Source organism: Nocardia sp. CA-107356 (genome assembly GCF_050946365.1).
Lineage (GTDB): Bacteria > Actinomycetota > Actinomycetes > Mycobacteriales > Mycobacteriaceae > Nocardia.
Map to the genome: position 1 here is coordinate 4,165,249 of NZ_CP191992.1, position 14,359 is coordinate 4,179,607.

A 14,359-nucleotide genomic window follows, 5' to 3' on the forward strand; every position below is an offset into this window, starting at 1 on the left:
AATGGGGTTTGTGGTGCCGGGAGACCGGCAACCCCTATGCTACCGGCCCACGCGCGTGCCCGCGTGGGCCGGTGCTCTGTTGGATTTGCCGCGCCTGCGGCGCGGCGTGTTCGCGGCCCCCTTGGTCTCGCGTCCGAGCCGTCGAGACTCGCGCCTTCGGCGCGTCGCTTCGACGACTCGGACGCGAGACGGGCCGCGAACGGTCGCTCGTAAGACTCGCTCCGCGTTGGGCGAGTGGGTGGGTACGTCGCCGCTGGATGCATATCCGTCGAGTGGTCGAGACTCGCGATTTCGGCGGATGCGCTTCGATGGCTCGGATGCGAGACGGGCCGCGAACTCCTCGCTTGTAAGACTCGCTCCGTGTTGGGCGAGTGGGTGGGTACGTCGCCGCTGGATGCATATCCGTCCAGTGGTCGAGACTCGCGATTTCGGCGGATGCGCTTCGATGGCTCGGATGCGAGACGGGCCGCGAACTCCTCGCTTGTAAGACTCGCTTAGTGGTGGTCGGTAGAGCAGGGGAGTCCGGCTTCTACCAGCCGCTCGGTAGTGGGCGGCCCTCGGCGAAACCGGCGGCCGACTGGACGCCGAGTACCGCTTGGTCGTGGAACTCGGGCAGGCTGCGGGCGCCCGCGTAGGTGCAGGCGCTGCGGACGCCGGAGCAGATGTGGTCGATGAGGTCCTCGACGCCGGGGCGTTCCGGGTCCAGGCGCATCCGCGAGCTGGAGATGCCCTCTTCGAACAGTGCCTTGCGGGCGCGGTCGAAACCGCTGTCGCTGGCGGTGCGGGCGGCGACGGCACGCTTGGAGGCCATGCCGAAGCTTTCCTTGTAGGCGTTGCCGTCACGGTCGACACGCAGGTCGCCGGGGGATTCGTAGGTGCCGGCGAACCAGGAGCCGATCATCACGTTGGACGCGCCGGCGGCCAGTGCCAAGGCGACGTCGCGCGGGTGTCGGACGCCACCGTCGGCCCAGATGTGCACGCCGAGTTCCTTTGCGGCGGTGGCGCATTCGGCTACCGCGGAGAACTGTGGACGGCCGACGCCGGTCATCATCCTGGTGGTGCACATGGCGCCGGGACCGACACCGACCTTGATGATGTCCGCGCCCGCCGCGGCCAGGTCGCGGGTGCCCTGCGTGGAGACCACATTGCCCGCGACCAGCGGCGCGCCGAGTCCGAGATCGCGAATGGCGCTGAGGGTTTCGAGCATTTTGGCCTGGTGGCCGTGCGCGGTGTCGATGACGAGCAGGTCCGCACCGGCGTCGACCAATGCCTTCGCCTTGGCGGCCACATCGCCGTTGATGCCGACCGCGGCGGCCACCCGCAGCTTGTTCTCGGCGTCGACATTGGGCTGGTAGATGCCGGTGCGGATGGCTCCGGTGCGGGTCATCACGCCCGCGAGGCCGCCGTCCTCGGCGATGAGCACGGCGAGTTGCGCGTGCTCGGCCTCGAGCAAATCGAAGATATCGCGCGGCGAGGTGCTGGCCGGTGCCTGCACGAAATCGGTGATCGCGACATCGCGCAACCGAGCGAAGCGGTCGACATCGGTGCAGGACGCCTCGGTGACCACGCCGACCGGCTTCCCGCCGTCGACGACGACGACAGCGCCGTGGGCGCGTTTGTGCATCAGGGCGACGGCCTCGGATATCGAACGCTCCGGATCTAGGGTGACCGGGGTGTCCGCGGTGAGCGAACGGCTCTTCACGAAGGCGATGGTGTCGGCGGCCGCGGCGATCGGGAGATCCTGCGGCAGAACGACGATGCCGCCGCGGCGGGCGACCGTCTCGGCCATCCGGCGTCCGGCGACCGCGGTCATATTCGCGACGACAATAGGAATGGTGGTGCCGGACCCGTCTGCGGTCGATAGATCCACGTCGAACCGTGACGCGACATCCGTCCGATTCGGGACGAGGAAGAGGTCGTCGTAGGTCAGGTCGTACGGCGGCTGATGACCAGGGAGAAACTGCACTTAACCGATTCTAACCGGTGCGCCGTCGTTGTGTGCAATTGCCCAGCATTCGGTCCGCGCCACGCGTGCGGCGAGGGCCGCGACGCCGCAGATCAGGCCTCGGCTTGTACGCGCGAGAGTTGGATTGTGGTCGCGCACATGATGATTACCGCGACGGCGATGACGAGTAGGCCGATCTGGTCGGTGCGGAAGCGTTCGTCGAGGACAGTGATGCCGATGAAGGCGGCGGCCAGGGGTTCGGCGATGGTGACGGCGGGCAGCGAGGCAACGAGAGGGCCGGACTGGAAGGCGCGTTGTTGGAGGTAGAGGCCGATCAGGCCGCATGCGACCAGTGCCCAGGTCTGCCAACTGCCGAGCACATGGCCGAGGCCGCCGTCGAACAACTCCGTCACATAGGCGGTGAGTGCGGCGGCGACGCCGAACAGGGCACCGCCGACGGCGCCGAAGAGCAGGGCACGGCGGGTCGGGTCGGCGGACTTGATACCGATGACCAGCGCGACCGCGAGCAGGGTCAGCAGTGCGGCCAGCGGCGGGATCCAATCACGCAGGGGCGCAGTGGTATTGCCCTTGGTCGGATCGCCGACGATCAAGAAGCAGGCCAGGGCCGCCGCGAGGGCGATGGCGGTCGCCCAGGTGCGCGGGGTGATCCGGCGGCCGTTGAGCCGGGCGGATATTGGAAGCGCAAAGACCAGCATGCTCACCAGGATCGGTTGCACGAGCAGCACCGCACCCAAGGTCAGTGCGGCGACCTGCATCGCGTAACCGCCGGCATCTCCGACGATTCCGGCCCACCAGCGCGGATTGCGCACCAGCGAACCCATCAGCGACTCGTTTTCGGGGACTGCGGCCGCGGCATGCTGTTGCGCGACCGCCGCCACCGCGAAGAGCAGCGCCCCGATCAAGGCACAGGCAACCGCGCCCACCTCGTGATTCGACACTCGGTCAGTTTGCCCCGCGATTGCGGCTACCCGGAACCCCCTGTGCCCGCCCGGCGCGTCGCCGCGCACGCCCGGGCGTGTCGCCGCTGGTCGCGGCGGTGCGATCCGCCGCGGCGGAGCCGACGCCGCGACCGGAACCCACCCCGGTGCCATGGTTGGCCGATGCTCCGCGCGCGGCGGAGCCTGATCCGGTGCCGAGGCCAGCGGCGGTATGGGCGGTCGTCTTCGAGGATCCAGCAGCACGACTCGATGCCGCGCTCGCGGTCCGCCCCGGAGCCGTCTTCGCCGATCCCGCGCCGCGGCCAGGGGCAGCTGTTGCCATGCCTGCGGTCCGACCAGTGGCCGCGGTGCCCGTCGACGCACCCGCGGTTCGACCCGAAGATCCGACACCGCGCCGATTCGACGTCGCGGTGGAACTGGAAGACCGGCCCGAAGACTGCTTCGCGCCACCCGAACCAGCACCACGACCATCAGCACCGCCAGAACCCGCACCGCGACCGGCGCCATCGGACCCGGCGCCCCGTCCGGCGTGACCCGATGCTGCGCCGCGGGTGGCATTACCCGCCCCCGCACGTCGACCGGTGCCGCCGGAACCCGCGCCGCGACCGGCGCGACCCGATCCCGCACCGCGACCCGTGCCGCCCGACCTGCGGTTCGATCCACCGCGCCGACCAGCGCCGACCTTCGACTCACCTTCGTCGCCCACCGTGACCGCCGAGTTCGCCGCGACGATCGGCACGCCCGACGGTTGCTTCGCACCGGTGATCTGGATCAGGCGCCGGTCACCCGGACGCACCTGCACGCCGTCGACGTCGACGCCCGCCTTGCGGGTCATCTTCTCGACCTCGGCGCGTTCGTCCTCGGTGACCAGTGTGACGACGACGCCGTCCTCACCGGCGCGCGCGGTGCGGCCAGCGCGATGCAGGTATGCCTTCGATTCGCCGGGCGGATCCACATGCACGACAAGGGAAATCCCGTCGACGTGGATGCCGCGCGCGGCCACGTCGGTGGTCACCAGCACCGGTGTCGTGCCGTCCGCGAATGCGGCGAGGGTGCGCACGCGATTGTTCTGCGCCTTACCGCCGTGCAGCGCGCCCGCGGTGATTCCGGACGCGCGTAACTGCTTCGCGAGCCGGTCCGCACCATGCTTGGTGCGCACGAACATGATGGTCAGTCCGTCGCGCGCGGCGATCTGCGCGGTGATCTCGCGTTTATCGGCCTTGCGCAGATACAGCAGGTGGTGCGACATGGTCGCGACCGAGGCCGACGGCGGTGCGGTCGAATGTGTGACCGGGGACCGCAGATAGCGCTTGACCAGCTTGTCGACCTCACCGTCGAGCGTGGCCGAGAACAGCAGTCGCTGACCGTCTTTCGGCGTCCGGTCGAGCAGTTTGGTGACCTGGGGCAGGAAGCCCATATCGGCCATATGGTCGGCCTCGTCGAGTGCGGTGATCCGCACGTCGGACAGCTCGGCGGAGCGCTGGTTGATCAGATCTTCGAGGCGCCCTGGCGTGGCGATGAGCAGGTCGACACCGCGCGCGAGCCGATCGGCCTGCCGCTTGATCGGCGCGCCGCCGACCACCGAGGCTATCCGCAACCCCAACGATAAGGCGACGTTGTCCAGTGCCTTCTCGATCTGGGCCGCCAGTTCCCTGGTCGGCACCAGCACCAGACCGCGCGGCTTACCCGGCTTGGCCTGGGCGCCCGCGAGCAGGGCGAGCATCGGCAGCCCGAAGGCCAGGGTCTTGCCGGAGCCGGTCGGTCCGCGCCCGAGCACATCCTTACCCGCCAGCGCATCGGTCGCGGTCGCGGCCTGGATCGGGAACGGGGCCTCGATGCCGTCGCGGCGCAATGCCTGGACGAGCACGGCGGGTAGGCCCAGATCCGCGAAGGTGGTGGCAGGGGTGGAGGAGGTCAAAGGGGGTGTGCCTTTCGTGTCTCGGCGCGGGGGATCCGGGCACGCGTGGTGCCGCCGAGATGGTTGGGCCCGGTCATCGGGATGCGGTAGGACCGGGTGTGTCAGGTGGAACCGGATGAATCAGTTACGGAGCAGTCGATCCAGTTCGACCAGCCAGGGTACCGCGACAGCCATGGTCGGGACCACCAGGATGGCCGCCGACCCCAGATATGCCGCCGAGGCGACCCGAATATCGCCGATCCGTCCACCCAGTCGCTGGATGCGGATCAAGGTGGTCGGACCGCCAGCGGCGAGCGCGCCCTGCGGTGCGGTGGATTTGGCGCAGGCGACCAGGGCGCGGGCCAGCGGCTTCGGGCCGGTCACCTTGACCGCCGAGTCATCGGCGAGCAATTCGATCAGCAATTTCACCGAGCCGAGCGCGGCCTTGCTGCGCACCACCCGGGGGAAGGCCTCGTGCACCGCGGTGAAGGCCTCGAGCACCAGGTCGTGGCGAGCCCGCAGATGGGAGCGCTCATGGCTGACGATGGCCGTGACCTCGGCGTCCTGCAGGCTGGTGAGCGTGCCCTCGCTCAATACGACCCGCTGGCGCAAGCCGGGCAGGCAATAGGCGATCGGCTCGGTCGAGCCGAGTACCCGGATATCGGCGGCGCGGCGCTGCGGTCCGCTCTGATCGAGCAGATCGACGAGCATGCGGTGGTGCGCCCGACGTCGGCGCGTGTGCACGCCGACGCGCACGATCGCGTAGATCAGGCGCGCGCCGACCAACAGCGTCAACGCGAAGACGAAGACGTACGCCAGCCACAGCGGCAATCCGAGTGCATCGATTTCGCGTGCCGGGGAGGTGGTCGGGCGACCGTCCGGTCCCGGTACAAGCAATTGGGCGGCGATGGCCAGACCCGAGCCGAATGCGCTGAGCACGGCGGCGAGCGCGATGGCCTGCCACAACACGAGCGCGGCGCGGGGTGTCCGGTACGGCCAGGTCGCGCGGCTCAACAGTGCTGGGGCGGGCCCCGCGAGAAGCAAAGCGAGACCGGCAAAGACCGGCGCGGTTGCGTTCATCGACTCAGCTCACTGCGTTGTGGGGCCAGGGCACTCACCTCATTGTGAGGCCAGGATCCCAAGACTACTGCTTCGGCGGCGCAGTATCTTCGGATGCTTCGAGCTTAGCGAGTGCTTCGCGCAGCGCATCCGTGTCGTCCCTGCCGACCTGTTCAACGAAGTGCACGAGCGCGGCCGCGCGACTGCCCGCCACATCGGCCTGCTGCAGTGCGTCGACCATCAAACTGGCCACGAGTTCGTCGCGGGTGTGCACCGGGGCGTAGCGGTGGGCGCGGTCGTCGCGTCGCTGGACCACCAGATTCTTCTTCGCCAGCCGTTGCAGCACCGTCATCACCGTGGTGTACGCGAGCTCACGGCGGGCGGCCAAAGCCTCGTGTACCTGCCGTACGGTCTGCGGCTCGTCACTGGACCACAGCTGGTCCATGACCGCTTTCTCGAGTTCACCAAGTCCTGCCATCCCACAAGTTTACGGACTCAACGACGCAATTGCGTACTACGCGACGTCGTAACTGCCTGATTGCTGGTGTGGCATTTGTCATAGGCCCGGCCGGGAACTACTCGGGGGCTGTGCCCGGCTGCGCCGCATACGCCGCCAGGACGTGCCTGGTTCCGATGGGCACGACCATCGGTCGGCCGGAGACCGGATCCTCGAGTACGGAGGCGTCGAGATCGAAGACCTCGCGCAGCAGCGCGACATTGATGATGTCGGCGGGCGCGCCCTGGGCGATGATGCGTCCGTCGCGCATGACGATCAGCTGGTCGCTGTAGCGGATGGCCAGGTTGAGATCGTGCAGCACCATCACCACGGTGCGGCCGAGGTCGCAGTGCAACCGGTCGACCAGGTCCAGGACCTCGACCGAATGTGCGAGGTCGAGGTAGGTGGTCGGCTCGTCGAGCAGCAGGATATCGGTGCCCTGGGCCAAGGCCATCGAGATCCAGGCGCGCTGACGCTGCCCGCCGGACAACTCGTCGAGCGCGCGATCGGCCAACTCGGCAATGCCCGTCGCCGCGAGCGCGGACAAGACCTCGTCTTCGTCGGTGGCCGACCACTGCCGGATCCAGGACTGGTGCGGATGACGGCCGCGCGCAACGAGATCCGCGACGGTCAGCCCCTCGGGCGCGACCGGCGACTGCGGGAGCATGCCGACGATACGCGCGACATCCTTGGTCTTCATCGACGAGATCGCCTTGCCGTCCAACAGGATTCGCCCCTGCTGCGGGCGCAGCAAGCGACCCAGCGAGCGCAACATGGTCGACTTGCCGCAGCCGTTGGGGCCGATGACGGTGGTGATCACGCCGGGGGCGATATCGATGCTGAGGCCGTCGACGATGACGCGGTCGCCGTAGCCGAGGGTGACGTCCTGTGCGGCGAGCCGGGTATCGCGAGTCATGACAGTGTCGCCTTCCGATTCATACGCACGAGCAGGTAGAGCAGGAACGGTCCGCCGAAGGCAGCGGTCACGACACCGACCGGCAGATCGACCGGAAACATCGATCGCGCGGCCACATCCGCGCCGATCACCAGGATGGCACCGATGAACGCCGAGCCGATGAGCGGTTCGCCGGGAGTTCGCAGCAGTCGGCGGGCGATCTGCGGTGCGGCGAGCGCCACAAATCCGACCGGACCGACCGCGGCGGTGGCGACGGATGCGGCCACCACGGCCGCGCCGATCAGCAGCATCTGCTGGGTCTGGATCCGCACCCCGAGTGCCCGGGTGGTGTCGGTGCCCAGGCGCAGTGCCGCAAGGGTTCTCGCGGATCCCACCGCTACCGACGCGACAACGCCCAGCGCGAGTGCGGCCGGAATCAGTCCGGTCCGATCCGCACTACTGAGTGAGCCGTTGAGCCAGAGTTGCGCGCGGGCGGCGTCCTGCAGGCTGGCGCGGGTGAGCAGAAAGCTGATGCCGGACAACAGCAATGCGTTCACACCGATGCCGATCAGCACCAGTCGCATCGGGGTGACGCCGCGCTCACCGGTCGCGCTGCGGCCCCAAGCGAGGAGGTAGATGGCGATCGCGGCGAGCAGTCCACCCGCCAGTGCGGCCAGCGGAGCGCCGACGCTAGCGGCGAATCCAGTTGTCGCGCCACCGGTTCCGACAAGCACCGCGACCGCGCCGAGGCTGGAGCCGGTGGTGATGCCGAGCATATCCGGCGCGGCCAACGGGTTGTGCAGGATGGACTGGGTAATCGCACCCGCGATGCCGAGCGCCGCGCCGACGACCAGTGCGGTGAGCGCGCGCGGCAGGCGCGATTCCAGCACGATGAAACGCTGGGATCGGGTGCCGCCGCCGGCGAGCACATCCAGTACTCGGCCGAGCGGAATGTGGGTGTCGCCGAAGGCGATATCGAGGCAGAACAGTGCGAGCAGAGCCGCGGCGAGTGCAACAACGATGACTGCCATAGTGGGCCGCAGTACCAGGGACACCGGACCGAGGCGCAGCGCCGGTCGGATGCGATGCAGTGGTGCGGCGGCTGTCGCCTGCGGAGTCCGGGTCGAAGTCAATGCGCTCTGGCGGATTTCCGCGGGATCCGGAGATGCCGTGTCCATCGTTTGCTCGCTCATAACCGCCCCACGTGTGGCTCGGTCGACCGGCAGTGTGACATGTCGCTCACAGGCTCACCAGCTTCTTGCGGCGGACGAGCAGGATGAAGAACGGTGCGCCGAGGGCCGCGATCATTACGCCAACCTGTAACTCACCGGGCCGCGCCACAATTCGCCCGACCACATCGGCGACAAGCAAAAGTAATGCGCCGAGCAGTCCGGAATACGGGATCAGCCAGCGGTAGTCGGGACCGGTGAAAACCCGTGCGACATGCGGCACTACCAACCCGATGAATGCGATCGGGCCGACGGCCGCCGTCGCCGCACCACACAGCAAAACGATCGCGGCCGATCCGAGCGCCCGGCTGCGCCCGACATTCACCCCGAGCCCACGCGCGACCTCGTCACCGAGGCTGAGCAGATTCAGCCCGGGCGAGGCAACGACGGCCAGCACCACACCGATCGCCAAGAACGGCAACACCTGCCAGAACACCTCGGCGTCGCGTCCGTTCACGGTGCCGACCACCCAGAATCGGTAGGTGTCCAGCGCCGCATTGTCCAGCAGCACAATGGCATTGGTCATGGCCTGTAGGAATGCGGTCACCGCGGCACCGGCCAGCACCAAGCTCAGCGGGCTTGCCTTACCGCCGCCGATCGCCGCCGCCCCGAACACCACCAGCCCCGCGACCAGCGCTCCCGAGAAGGCGAACCAGATGTACTGTTCGGGCGCGGTGAATGCGAACAGGTAAATGCTCAGCGCCGCAAGGAATGCCGCACCCGCATTCAATCCGAGCAGTCCCGCGTCGGCGAGCGGATTGCGGGTATAGCCCTGGATCAGCGCACCGGCGATCCCCAGTGCGAGCCCGGTGACCAATGCAAGTGCGGTGCGCGGCAAGCGAAGTCCGCGCACGATTTCCTCCGCGGTCGATCCGGCCGGGCAGTTGAACGGTCCACCCGGACAGGTGAGGGCGTTGTGCACGGCGTCGTAGACGGTGCCCAGGGACAGCGATCGAGTGCCGATCGCGATGCTGGCCACGGTGGCGAGCAAGAGCAGCGCACTCAGCAGGACGAGTCCATGCCGACGACGACGCGGTGGATTTGTCCGTCGCGCCCCCGGCGCGATGGTGCCTGATGCCGTCACGGCGACGAACTTCTCCTGACTCGACATATGGTGTCCGGTTGCTAGGTCTGGTAAGCCTAACCTATCTTTCGATGCCGACCCCATGACGGAGCCGCCCCGAGGAGGTTCGATGCCCGAGTCAGTGACAACCCGCATGCCCCGCCAGTCCCCTGTGGCGTTCGGGAGAGCGTGCGCCCGGCTGCGCTCGCTGCAACCCGAACATCCACGGGTATATGCGGTGGCGGCGATGTCCGAGCAGGGCAAACGACGGTGGTGGCGGCTTGCCGACGGATTGCGTGAGGGCCGGATCGAGCTGATGTATCGGCGCCACGCCGCGGAAATGATCAGCGCCGATACCGCCGCCGAAGTGGTGGCGACCGCGTTGATCCACGCGGTGATCGGGCGAGTGGTCGCCCTACTGGTAGCCGAAGGACGAGCCTGGGATCCGGGTATCGAGAACCTGTGGATCCATGCGGACAACGATGGCGGCATCGATTGGGCTGGCTTGGCCGACACCACAATTCGCGTGCTCGACGGTGATCGACTTGCGGGGGAGCCCGGCGTGGTGACGTTGCCGTGCGAGCAGGCGATGTACGTCTGGCTCGCGCATCGGTGTGAACCCTCGCTGCGGTTGATCCAGCGCACCTTGGCGGGTTGCTCGGGGCTCGGCGAACGTCGATTCTGGTCGCTCGTCGGCGAATCCATCGTCGGCGCGGCCACCTACGTACCGGATCTGGCGCGGACGGATTCCATGGCTGGTGCGCGGCGTGGTGAGGGATTGCTGCTGGCGCTGGAAGAGCGCGGTCTGCCGGTACGGCGTGTCGTGGGGTGCTCGGTTCGGTAAGTCCGCCTATGCCCAGGTGAGCAGGGTTGATCCGGGCAGTCGCCCGGTGGGGACGGCCGATGGACGCCGATGCCGGTGCGGGTCACCGCGGCCGATGGCAATCGCGTGGTGCGGGAGCCAGCCGGATGGGATGCCGAGCAGGGCGACCAGCCGGGTGACGTTATCGCTGGGGTGAAATGTCGTGACGCAGGTGCCGAGGTCGCGGTCGTGCGCCCCCAGGCAGAGCGACTGGCAGATGCGACCCATGTCGAACTCGGTATCGGTGAAACCGTTGTCCGCAGAGAGCAATACCAGGATCAACGGCGCCTCGGCGAGATGGCCTGCGTAGCGCCCGAGCTTGCTCAGCTCGATGCGCAGTGCGTCGGTGGTCACCGCGATGAACCGCCACGGTTGGCGGTTACGCGCCGAACCGGTCCATCGGGCCGTGTCGATGATGTCCTCGATGGTCGAGCGCGGAACGGGCTCCGGCAGAAAGTGTCTGGTAGACCGCAGGGTTTTGATCGACTGCATCGCCACGAGCCCAATGTGGCACACCGCAGAGTTGCCTAGTTAGGTAAGCCTGACCTATACTGTGAGCGGCGTTGGGGTCGGCCGAGTGTTCCGGAGGGCTGCCGTGAACCCCCGATCCATTGCCGCGGTGGGCTCCACGTATGTGTGGAGCCCACCGCTCTGTATCGGGCGAATAACACCGTTGAATGGCGAACCAGCACCTCGGCCGAGAAGTGGTCACGGGGAGCATGGCGCGGGGGCCGAGACGCGCTGTGCCAAGGTGAATACATGACACAGCAGGAAGTTGCCCAGATCCAGTCGCTGGCCGATGTCACGCCCGAGCTGATGACCGAGCTCAGCAAGAACACCTTCACCGATCTGATCGGCCTCGAATTCACCGAGGTCACGCCGGATCGGGTGCGTGGCGAGCTGACCGTGGGGCCGCAGCTGCTGCAGCTGGCGGGCATCGTCAACGGCGGGGTGTACTGCACGGTCATCGAATCGCTCGCCAGCATCGGCGGCGGGGTCTGGTACACGGCGCAGGGCAATACAGGCACCGTGGTCGGGGTGAACAACAACACCGACTTCCTGCGCTCGGTGCGCGAGGGCAAGGTCTTCGGTGAGGCGACGCCGCTGCACCGCGGCCGGCTGCAGCAGCTGTGGCAGGTCGTGCTCACCGATGACGAGGGTCGCACAGTGGCACGCGGCCAGGTGCGGCTGCAGAACCTGCCCGCCAGGGATTGACCGGCGCCCCCGACACAGGCGTGCCAGAATTACCGTCACCCTGATCCACGACCGCCGAGGAGCCCGGATGCGACTGTCCCCGCACGAGCAGGAACGGCTGCTGCTGAGCTACGCGGCCGAACTGGCCCGGCGCAGGCAGGCACGCGGGCTCGCGCTGAACCATCCCGAGGCGGTCGCGCTGATCACCGATCACGTACTCGAGGGCGCCCGCGACGGACGCACTGTCGCAGAGCTGATGTCGTCGGGGCGAACAGTTCTCACGCGTGCCGATGTGATGGAGGGCGTGCCGGAGATGATCCACGACGTGCAGGTCGAGGCCACCTTCCCGGACGGCACCAAACTGGTGACCGTGCACCACCCGATCGGTTAGGAGCGCCGCGTGCGACTGTCACACCGTCGTCCCGGCGAACGTCGGGACCGCGTTCGCGCCACACGCCGGGCGTTGTCATGATTCCGGGTGAATATCTCTGTGCCGAAGGCACAATCGAACTCAACGCCGGCTCCGACCGCATCGAACTCGACGTCGTGAACACCGGTGACCGCCCGATCCAGGTCGGTAGCCATGTGCACTTCCCACAGGCGAATGCCGCGCTGCGCTTCGATCGTGAGGCCGCGCACGGGCGCAGGCTCGACATCCCGGCCGGTACTGCGGTGCGTTTCGAACCCGGTCTCGGCCAACGGGTTTCGCTGGTACCCTTCGGCGGCACTCGCGAGGTCCACGGCATCAGCCTGACCCCACCCGGCCGTCTTGATGACTAGCACGAACCCGCGCGATTCGTATCCCGCGGAGGTAATCGCAGACGATTCGGTGCGGAGTGCCCGCAGGCCGGGAAGTGGAACGCGATGAGTGAGCTGAGCCGTGCGCGGTATGCCGAACTGTTCGGCCCCACCACCGGTGACCGCATTCGCCTGGCGGACACCGATCTGCTGATCGAGATCACCGAAGACCGCAGCGGCGGACCGGGACTCGCGGGCGACGAGGCCGTATTCGGCGGCGGCAAGGTGTTGCGCGAATCCATGGGCCAAGCCCGCGCGACCCGTGCCGAGGGTACCCCGGACACCGTGATCACCGGCGTGGTCATCATCGACCACTGGGGAATCATCAAGGCCGACGTCGGTATTCGAGACGGCCGCATCCGTGCGATCGGCAAGGCGGGCAATCCGGACACCATGAACGGGGTGCATCCGGATCTGGTGGTCGGCCCGAATACCGAGGTCATCGCGGGCAACGGCCGCATTCTCACCGCGGGCGCGATCGACTGTCACGTGCACTTCATCTGTCCGCAGCTGATGGACGAGGCACTCGGCGGCGGCATCACCACACTGATCGGCGGCGGCACCGGTCCGGCCGAGGGCAGCAAGGCGACCACCGTCACACCCGGATCCTGGCATCTGGCACGGATGTTGGAGGCCACCGACGGCTGGCCGATGAATATCGTGCTGCTCGGCAAGGGGAATACGGTCAGTGCCGAATCCATGTGGGAGCAATTGCGCGGCGGCGCAGCGGGTTTCAAACTGCACGAGGACTGGGGGTCCACCCCGGCCGCGATCGATGCCTGTCTTACCGTCGCCGATGCGGCGGGCGTGCAGGTGGCGCTGCACTCGGACACCTTGAACGAGGCCGGATTCGTCGAGGACACCCTCGCGGCCATCGCGGGCCGCGGCATCCACGCGTATCACACCGAGGGTGCGGGCGGCGGGCATGCGCCCGACATCATCACCGTCGCCGCATATCTCAATGTGCTGCCCAGTTCGACCAACCCGACCCGCCCGCATACGGTCAATACCTTGGACGAGCATCTGGACATGCTGATGGTGTGCCACCACCTCAGCGCGTCCATCCCGGAGGACCTGGCCTTCGCGGAGAGCCGGATCCGGCCCTCCACCATTGCCGCCGAGGATCTGCTGCACGATCTCGGCGCGATCTCGATGATCGGCAGTGACTCGCAGGCCATGGGCCGCATCGGCGAGGTCGTCATGCGTACCTGGCAGACCGCGCACGTCATGAAGCGCCGCCGCGGTGCGCTGCCGGGCGACGGCGCCGCGGATAACGCCCGCGTGCAGCGGTATATCGCGAAATACACCATGTGCCCGGCCATCGCGCACGGTCTCGACCAGGAAATCGGCTCGGTGGAGGTCGGCAAACTCGCCGACCTCGTCCTCTGGGATCCGGCCTTCTTCGGTGTCCGCCCACACGCCGTCCTGAAGGGCGGCGCGATCGCCTGGGCCGCCATGGGCGACGCCAACGCCTCCATTCCCACTCCGCAGCCGGTGTTGCCGCGGCCCATGTTCGGTGCGGCACCGCTGGTCGCCGCGGCGACTTCGCTACACTTCGTCTCCGAACAGGCCATCGAAGACGGTCTCGCCGACCGTCTCGGCCTCCGCCGAAAACTGGCCCCCGTCAAGAACGTTCGTGGCGTCACCAAGACCGATATGCCCAACAACGACGCCATGCCGCGCATCGAAGTCGACCCGGACACATTCACCGTCCGTGTCGATGGCGAGGTCTGGACCGAACAGCCCGCGACCGAGTTGCCCATGGCCCAGCGGTATTTCCTGTTCTGACCACGAAACGGTGGTCCGCGCCGGAGGCCGTTGCGGCGCCTGGCCGCGGCATCTCGACGCAATCCACACGTGCACCTCTGCAGGCGTGTTGCCAGTGCCGATCCGACCTCGTAAGGTCGGTTCGGGCGTCGGGCCGGAGATCACGTGACCCCCGGAAATCGGTACCGAGAACGT

13 protein-coding genes and 1 pseudogene are annotated in these 14,359 nt (G+C 67.8%); 5 read left to right on the forward strand and 9 right to left on the reverse strand.

Features of this window, described 5'->3' with window-relative positions; all coding sequences use genetic code 11:
• Positions 1 to 529: 529 nt before the first annotated feature.
• The 8 genes and pseudogenes from ACQP1G_RS18635 to ACQP1G_RS18670 all read right to left on the reverse strand — a co-directional run bounded on the left by ACQP1G_RS18635 (position 530) and on the right by ACQP1G_RS18670 (position 9,591).
• On the reverse strand, positions 530 to 1,966 hold the full coding sequence (locus ACQP1G_RS18635) for a GuaB1 family IMP dehydrogenase-related protein (RefSeq protein ID WP_433205776.1): 1,437 nt from the start codon (positions 1,964 to 1,966) through the stop codon (positions 530 to 532).
• Positions 1,967 to 2,058: 92 nt separating this feature from the next.
• Complete coding sequence (locus tag ACQP1G_RS18640) at positions 2,059 to 2,904, reverse strand: DMT family transporter (RefSeq protein ID WP_433205779.1); 846 nt, start codon at positions 2,902 to 2,904, stop codon at positions 2,059 to 2,061.
• 514 nt (positions 2,905 to 3,418) lie between these two features.
• A pseudogene (locus ACQP1G_RS18645) lies at positions 3,419 to 4,822 on the reverse strand (DEAD/DEAH box helicase); the annotation flags it as partial.
• 120 nt (positions 4,823 to 4,942) lie between these two features.
• Positions 4,943 to 5,881: a M48 family metalloprotease gene (locus tag ACQP1G_RS18650; RefSeq protein ID WP_433205782.1), complete on the reverse strand. Its 939-nt coding sequence runs from the start codon at positions 5,879 to 5,881 to the stop codon at positions 4,943 to 4,945.
• Positions 5,882 to 5,945: 64 nt separating this feature from the next.
• Positions 5,946 to 6,338, reverse strand: coding sequence for a BlaI/MecI/CopY family transcriptional regulator (locus ACQP1G_RS18655; protein WP_040689937.1), 393 nt, complete (start codon positions 6,336 to 6,338; stop codon positions 5,946 to 5,948).
• Positions 6,339 to 6,435: 97 nt separating this feature from the next.
• Positions 6,436 to 7,272 (reverse strand): ABC transporter ATP-binding protein, encoded by an 837-nt coding sequence (locus ACQP1G_RS18660; RefSeq protein WP_433205785.1) that lies wholly within the window; start codon positions 7,270 to 7,272, stop codon positions 6,436 to 6,438.
• Positions 7,269 to 8,429 carry a FecCD family ABC transporter permease gene (locus ACQP1G_RS18665; protein ID WP_433205788.1) on the reverse strand — a complete coding sequence of 387 codons (1,161 nt, stop codon included), beginning with the start codon at positions 8,427 to 8,429 and terminating at the stop codon, positions 7,269 to 7,271. Before ACQP1G_RS18665 ends, ACQP1G_RS18660 begins: the two co-directional genes overlap by 4 nt.
• Positions 8,430 to 8,490: 61 nt before the next feature.
• A complete protein-coding gene (locus ACQP1G_RS18670) occupies positions 8,491 to 9,591 on the reverse strand; it encodes a FecCD family ABC transporter permease (protein WP_433205791.1) in 1,101 nt (366 codons plus the stop codon).
• 82 nt (positions 9,592 to 9,673) lie between these two features.
• On the opposite strand from ACQP1G_RS18670, the gene ACQP1G_RS18675 reads away from it, so the two are divergent.
• Positions 9,674 to 10,387: a hypothetical protein gene (locus ACQP1G_RS18675; protein WP_433205794.1), complete on the forward strand. Its 714-nt coding sequence runs from the start codon at positions 9,674 to 9,676 to the stop codon at positions 10,385 to 10,387.
• A gap of 6 nt (positions 10,388 to 10,393) precedes the next feature.
• On the opposite strand, the gene ACQP1G_RS18680 is transcribed toward ACQP1G_RS18675, so the two are convergent.
• Entirely contained in the window at positions 10,394 to 10,897 is a 504-nt protein-coding gene (locus tag ACQP1G_RS18680; RefSeq protein WP_433208625.1) for a nitroreductase family protein, read from the reverse strand.
• Positions 10,898 to 11,221: 324 nt separating this feature from the next.
• Here ACQP1G_RS18680 and ACQP1G_RS18685 point away from each other — a divergent pair, with 324 nt between their 5' ends.
• From ACQP1G_RS18685 to ACQP1G_RS18700, 4 genes are all read left to right on the forward strand, one after another.
• Complete coding sequence (locus tag ACQP1G_RS18685) at positions 11,222 to 11,620, forward strand: PaaI family thioesterase (RefSeq protein ID WP_433208628.1); 399 nt, start codon at positions 11,222 to 11,224, stop codon at positions 11,618 to 11,620.
• Between the two features lie 67 nt (positions 11,621 to 11,687).
• Positions 11,688 to 11,990: an urease subunit gamma gene (locus ACQP1G_RS18690; protein WP_364790948.1), complete on the forward strand. Its 303-nt coding sequence runs from the start codon at positions 11,688 to 11,690 to the stop codon at positions 11,988 to 11,990.
• Between the two features lie 77 nt (positions 11,991 to 12,067).
• Positions 12,068 to 12,379: an urease subunit beta gene (locus tag ACQP1G_RS18695; RefSeq protein ID WP_433205797.1), complete on the forward strand. Its 312-nt coding sequence runs from the start codon at positions 12,068 to 12,070 to the stop codon at positions 12,377 to 12,379.
• An 84-nt stretch (positions 12,380 to 12,463) separates the two neighbouring features.
• The gene (locus tag ACQP1G_RS18700; protein ID WP_433205800.1) at positions 12,464 to 14,185 is read left to right on the forward strand and encodes an urease subunit alpha; all 1,722 of its coding nucleotides are present in this window, start codon (positions 12,464 to 12,466) and stop codon (positions 14,183 to 14,185) included.
• Positions 14,186 to 14,359: the final 174 nt, after the last annotated feature.

What these genes read in the sequence shown, in the direction of transcription:
- ACQP1G_RS18665 (WP_433205788.1), bottom strand. Translation starts at nt 8,429, where the DNA reads ATGGACACGGCATCTCCGGATCCCGCGGAAATCCGCCAGAGCGCATTG.
- ACQP1G_RS18700 (WP_433205800.1), top strand. Translation starts at nt 12,464, where the DNA reads ATGAGTGAGCTGAGCCGTGCGCGGTATGCCGAACTGTTCGGCCCCACC.
- ACQP1G_RS18695 (WP_433205797.1), top strand. Translation starts at nt 12,068, where the DNA reads ATGATTCCGGGTGAATATCTCTGTGCCGAAGGCACAATCGAACTCAAC.
- ACQP1G_RS18690 (WP_364790948.1), top strand. Translation starts at nt 11,688, where the DNA reads ATGCGACTGTCCCCGCACGAGCAGGAACGGCTGCTGCTGAGCTACGCG.
- ACQP1G_RS18660 (WP_433205785.1), bottom strand. Translation starts at nt 7,272, where the DNA reads ATGACTCGCGATACCCGGCTCGCCGCACAGGACGTCACCCTCGGCTAC.
- ACQP1G_RS18655 (WP_040689937.1), bottom strand. Translation starts at nt 6,338, where the DNA reads ATGGCAGGACTTGGTGAACTCGAGAAAGCGGTCATGGACCAGCTGTGG.
- ACQP1G_RS18685 (WP_433208628.1), top strand. Translation starts at nt 11,222, where the DNA reads ATGACCGAGCTCAGCAAGAACACCTTCACCGATCTGATCGGCCTCGAA.
- ACQP1G_RS18680 (WP_433208625.1), bottom strand. Translation starts at nt 10,897, where the DNA reads ATGCAGTCGATCAAAACCCTGCGGTCTACCAGACACTTTCTGCCGGAG.
- ACQP1G_RS18675 (WP_433205794.1), top strand. Translation starts at nt 9,674, where the DNA reads ATGCCCGAGTCAGTGACAACCCGCATGCCCCGCCAGTCCCCTGTGGCG.
- ACQP1G_RS18670 (WP_433205791.1), bottom strand. Translation starts at nt 9,591, where the DNA reads ATGTCGAGTCAGGAGAAGTTCGTCGCCGTGACGGCATCAGGCACCATC.
- ACQP1G_RS18650 (WP_433205782.1), bottom strand. Translation starts at nt 5,881, where the DNA reads ATGAACGCAACCGCGCCGGTCTTTGCCGGTCTCGCTTTGCTTCTCGCG.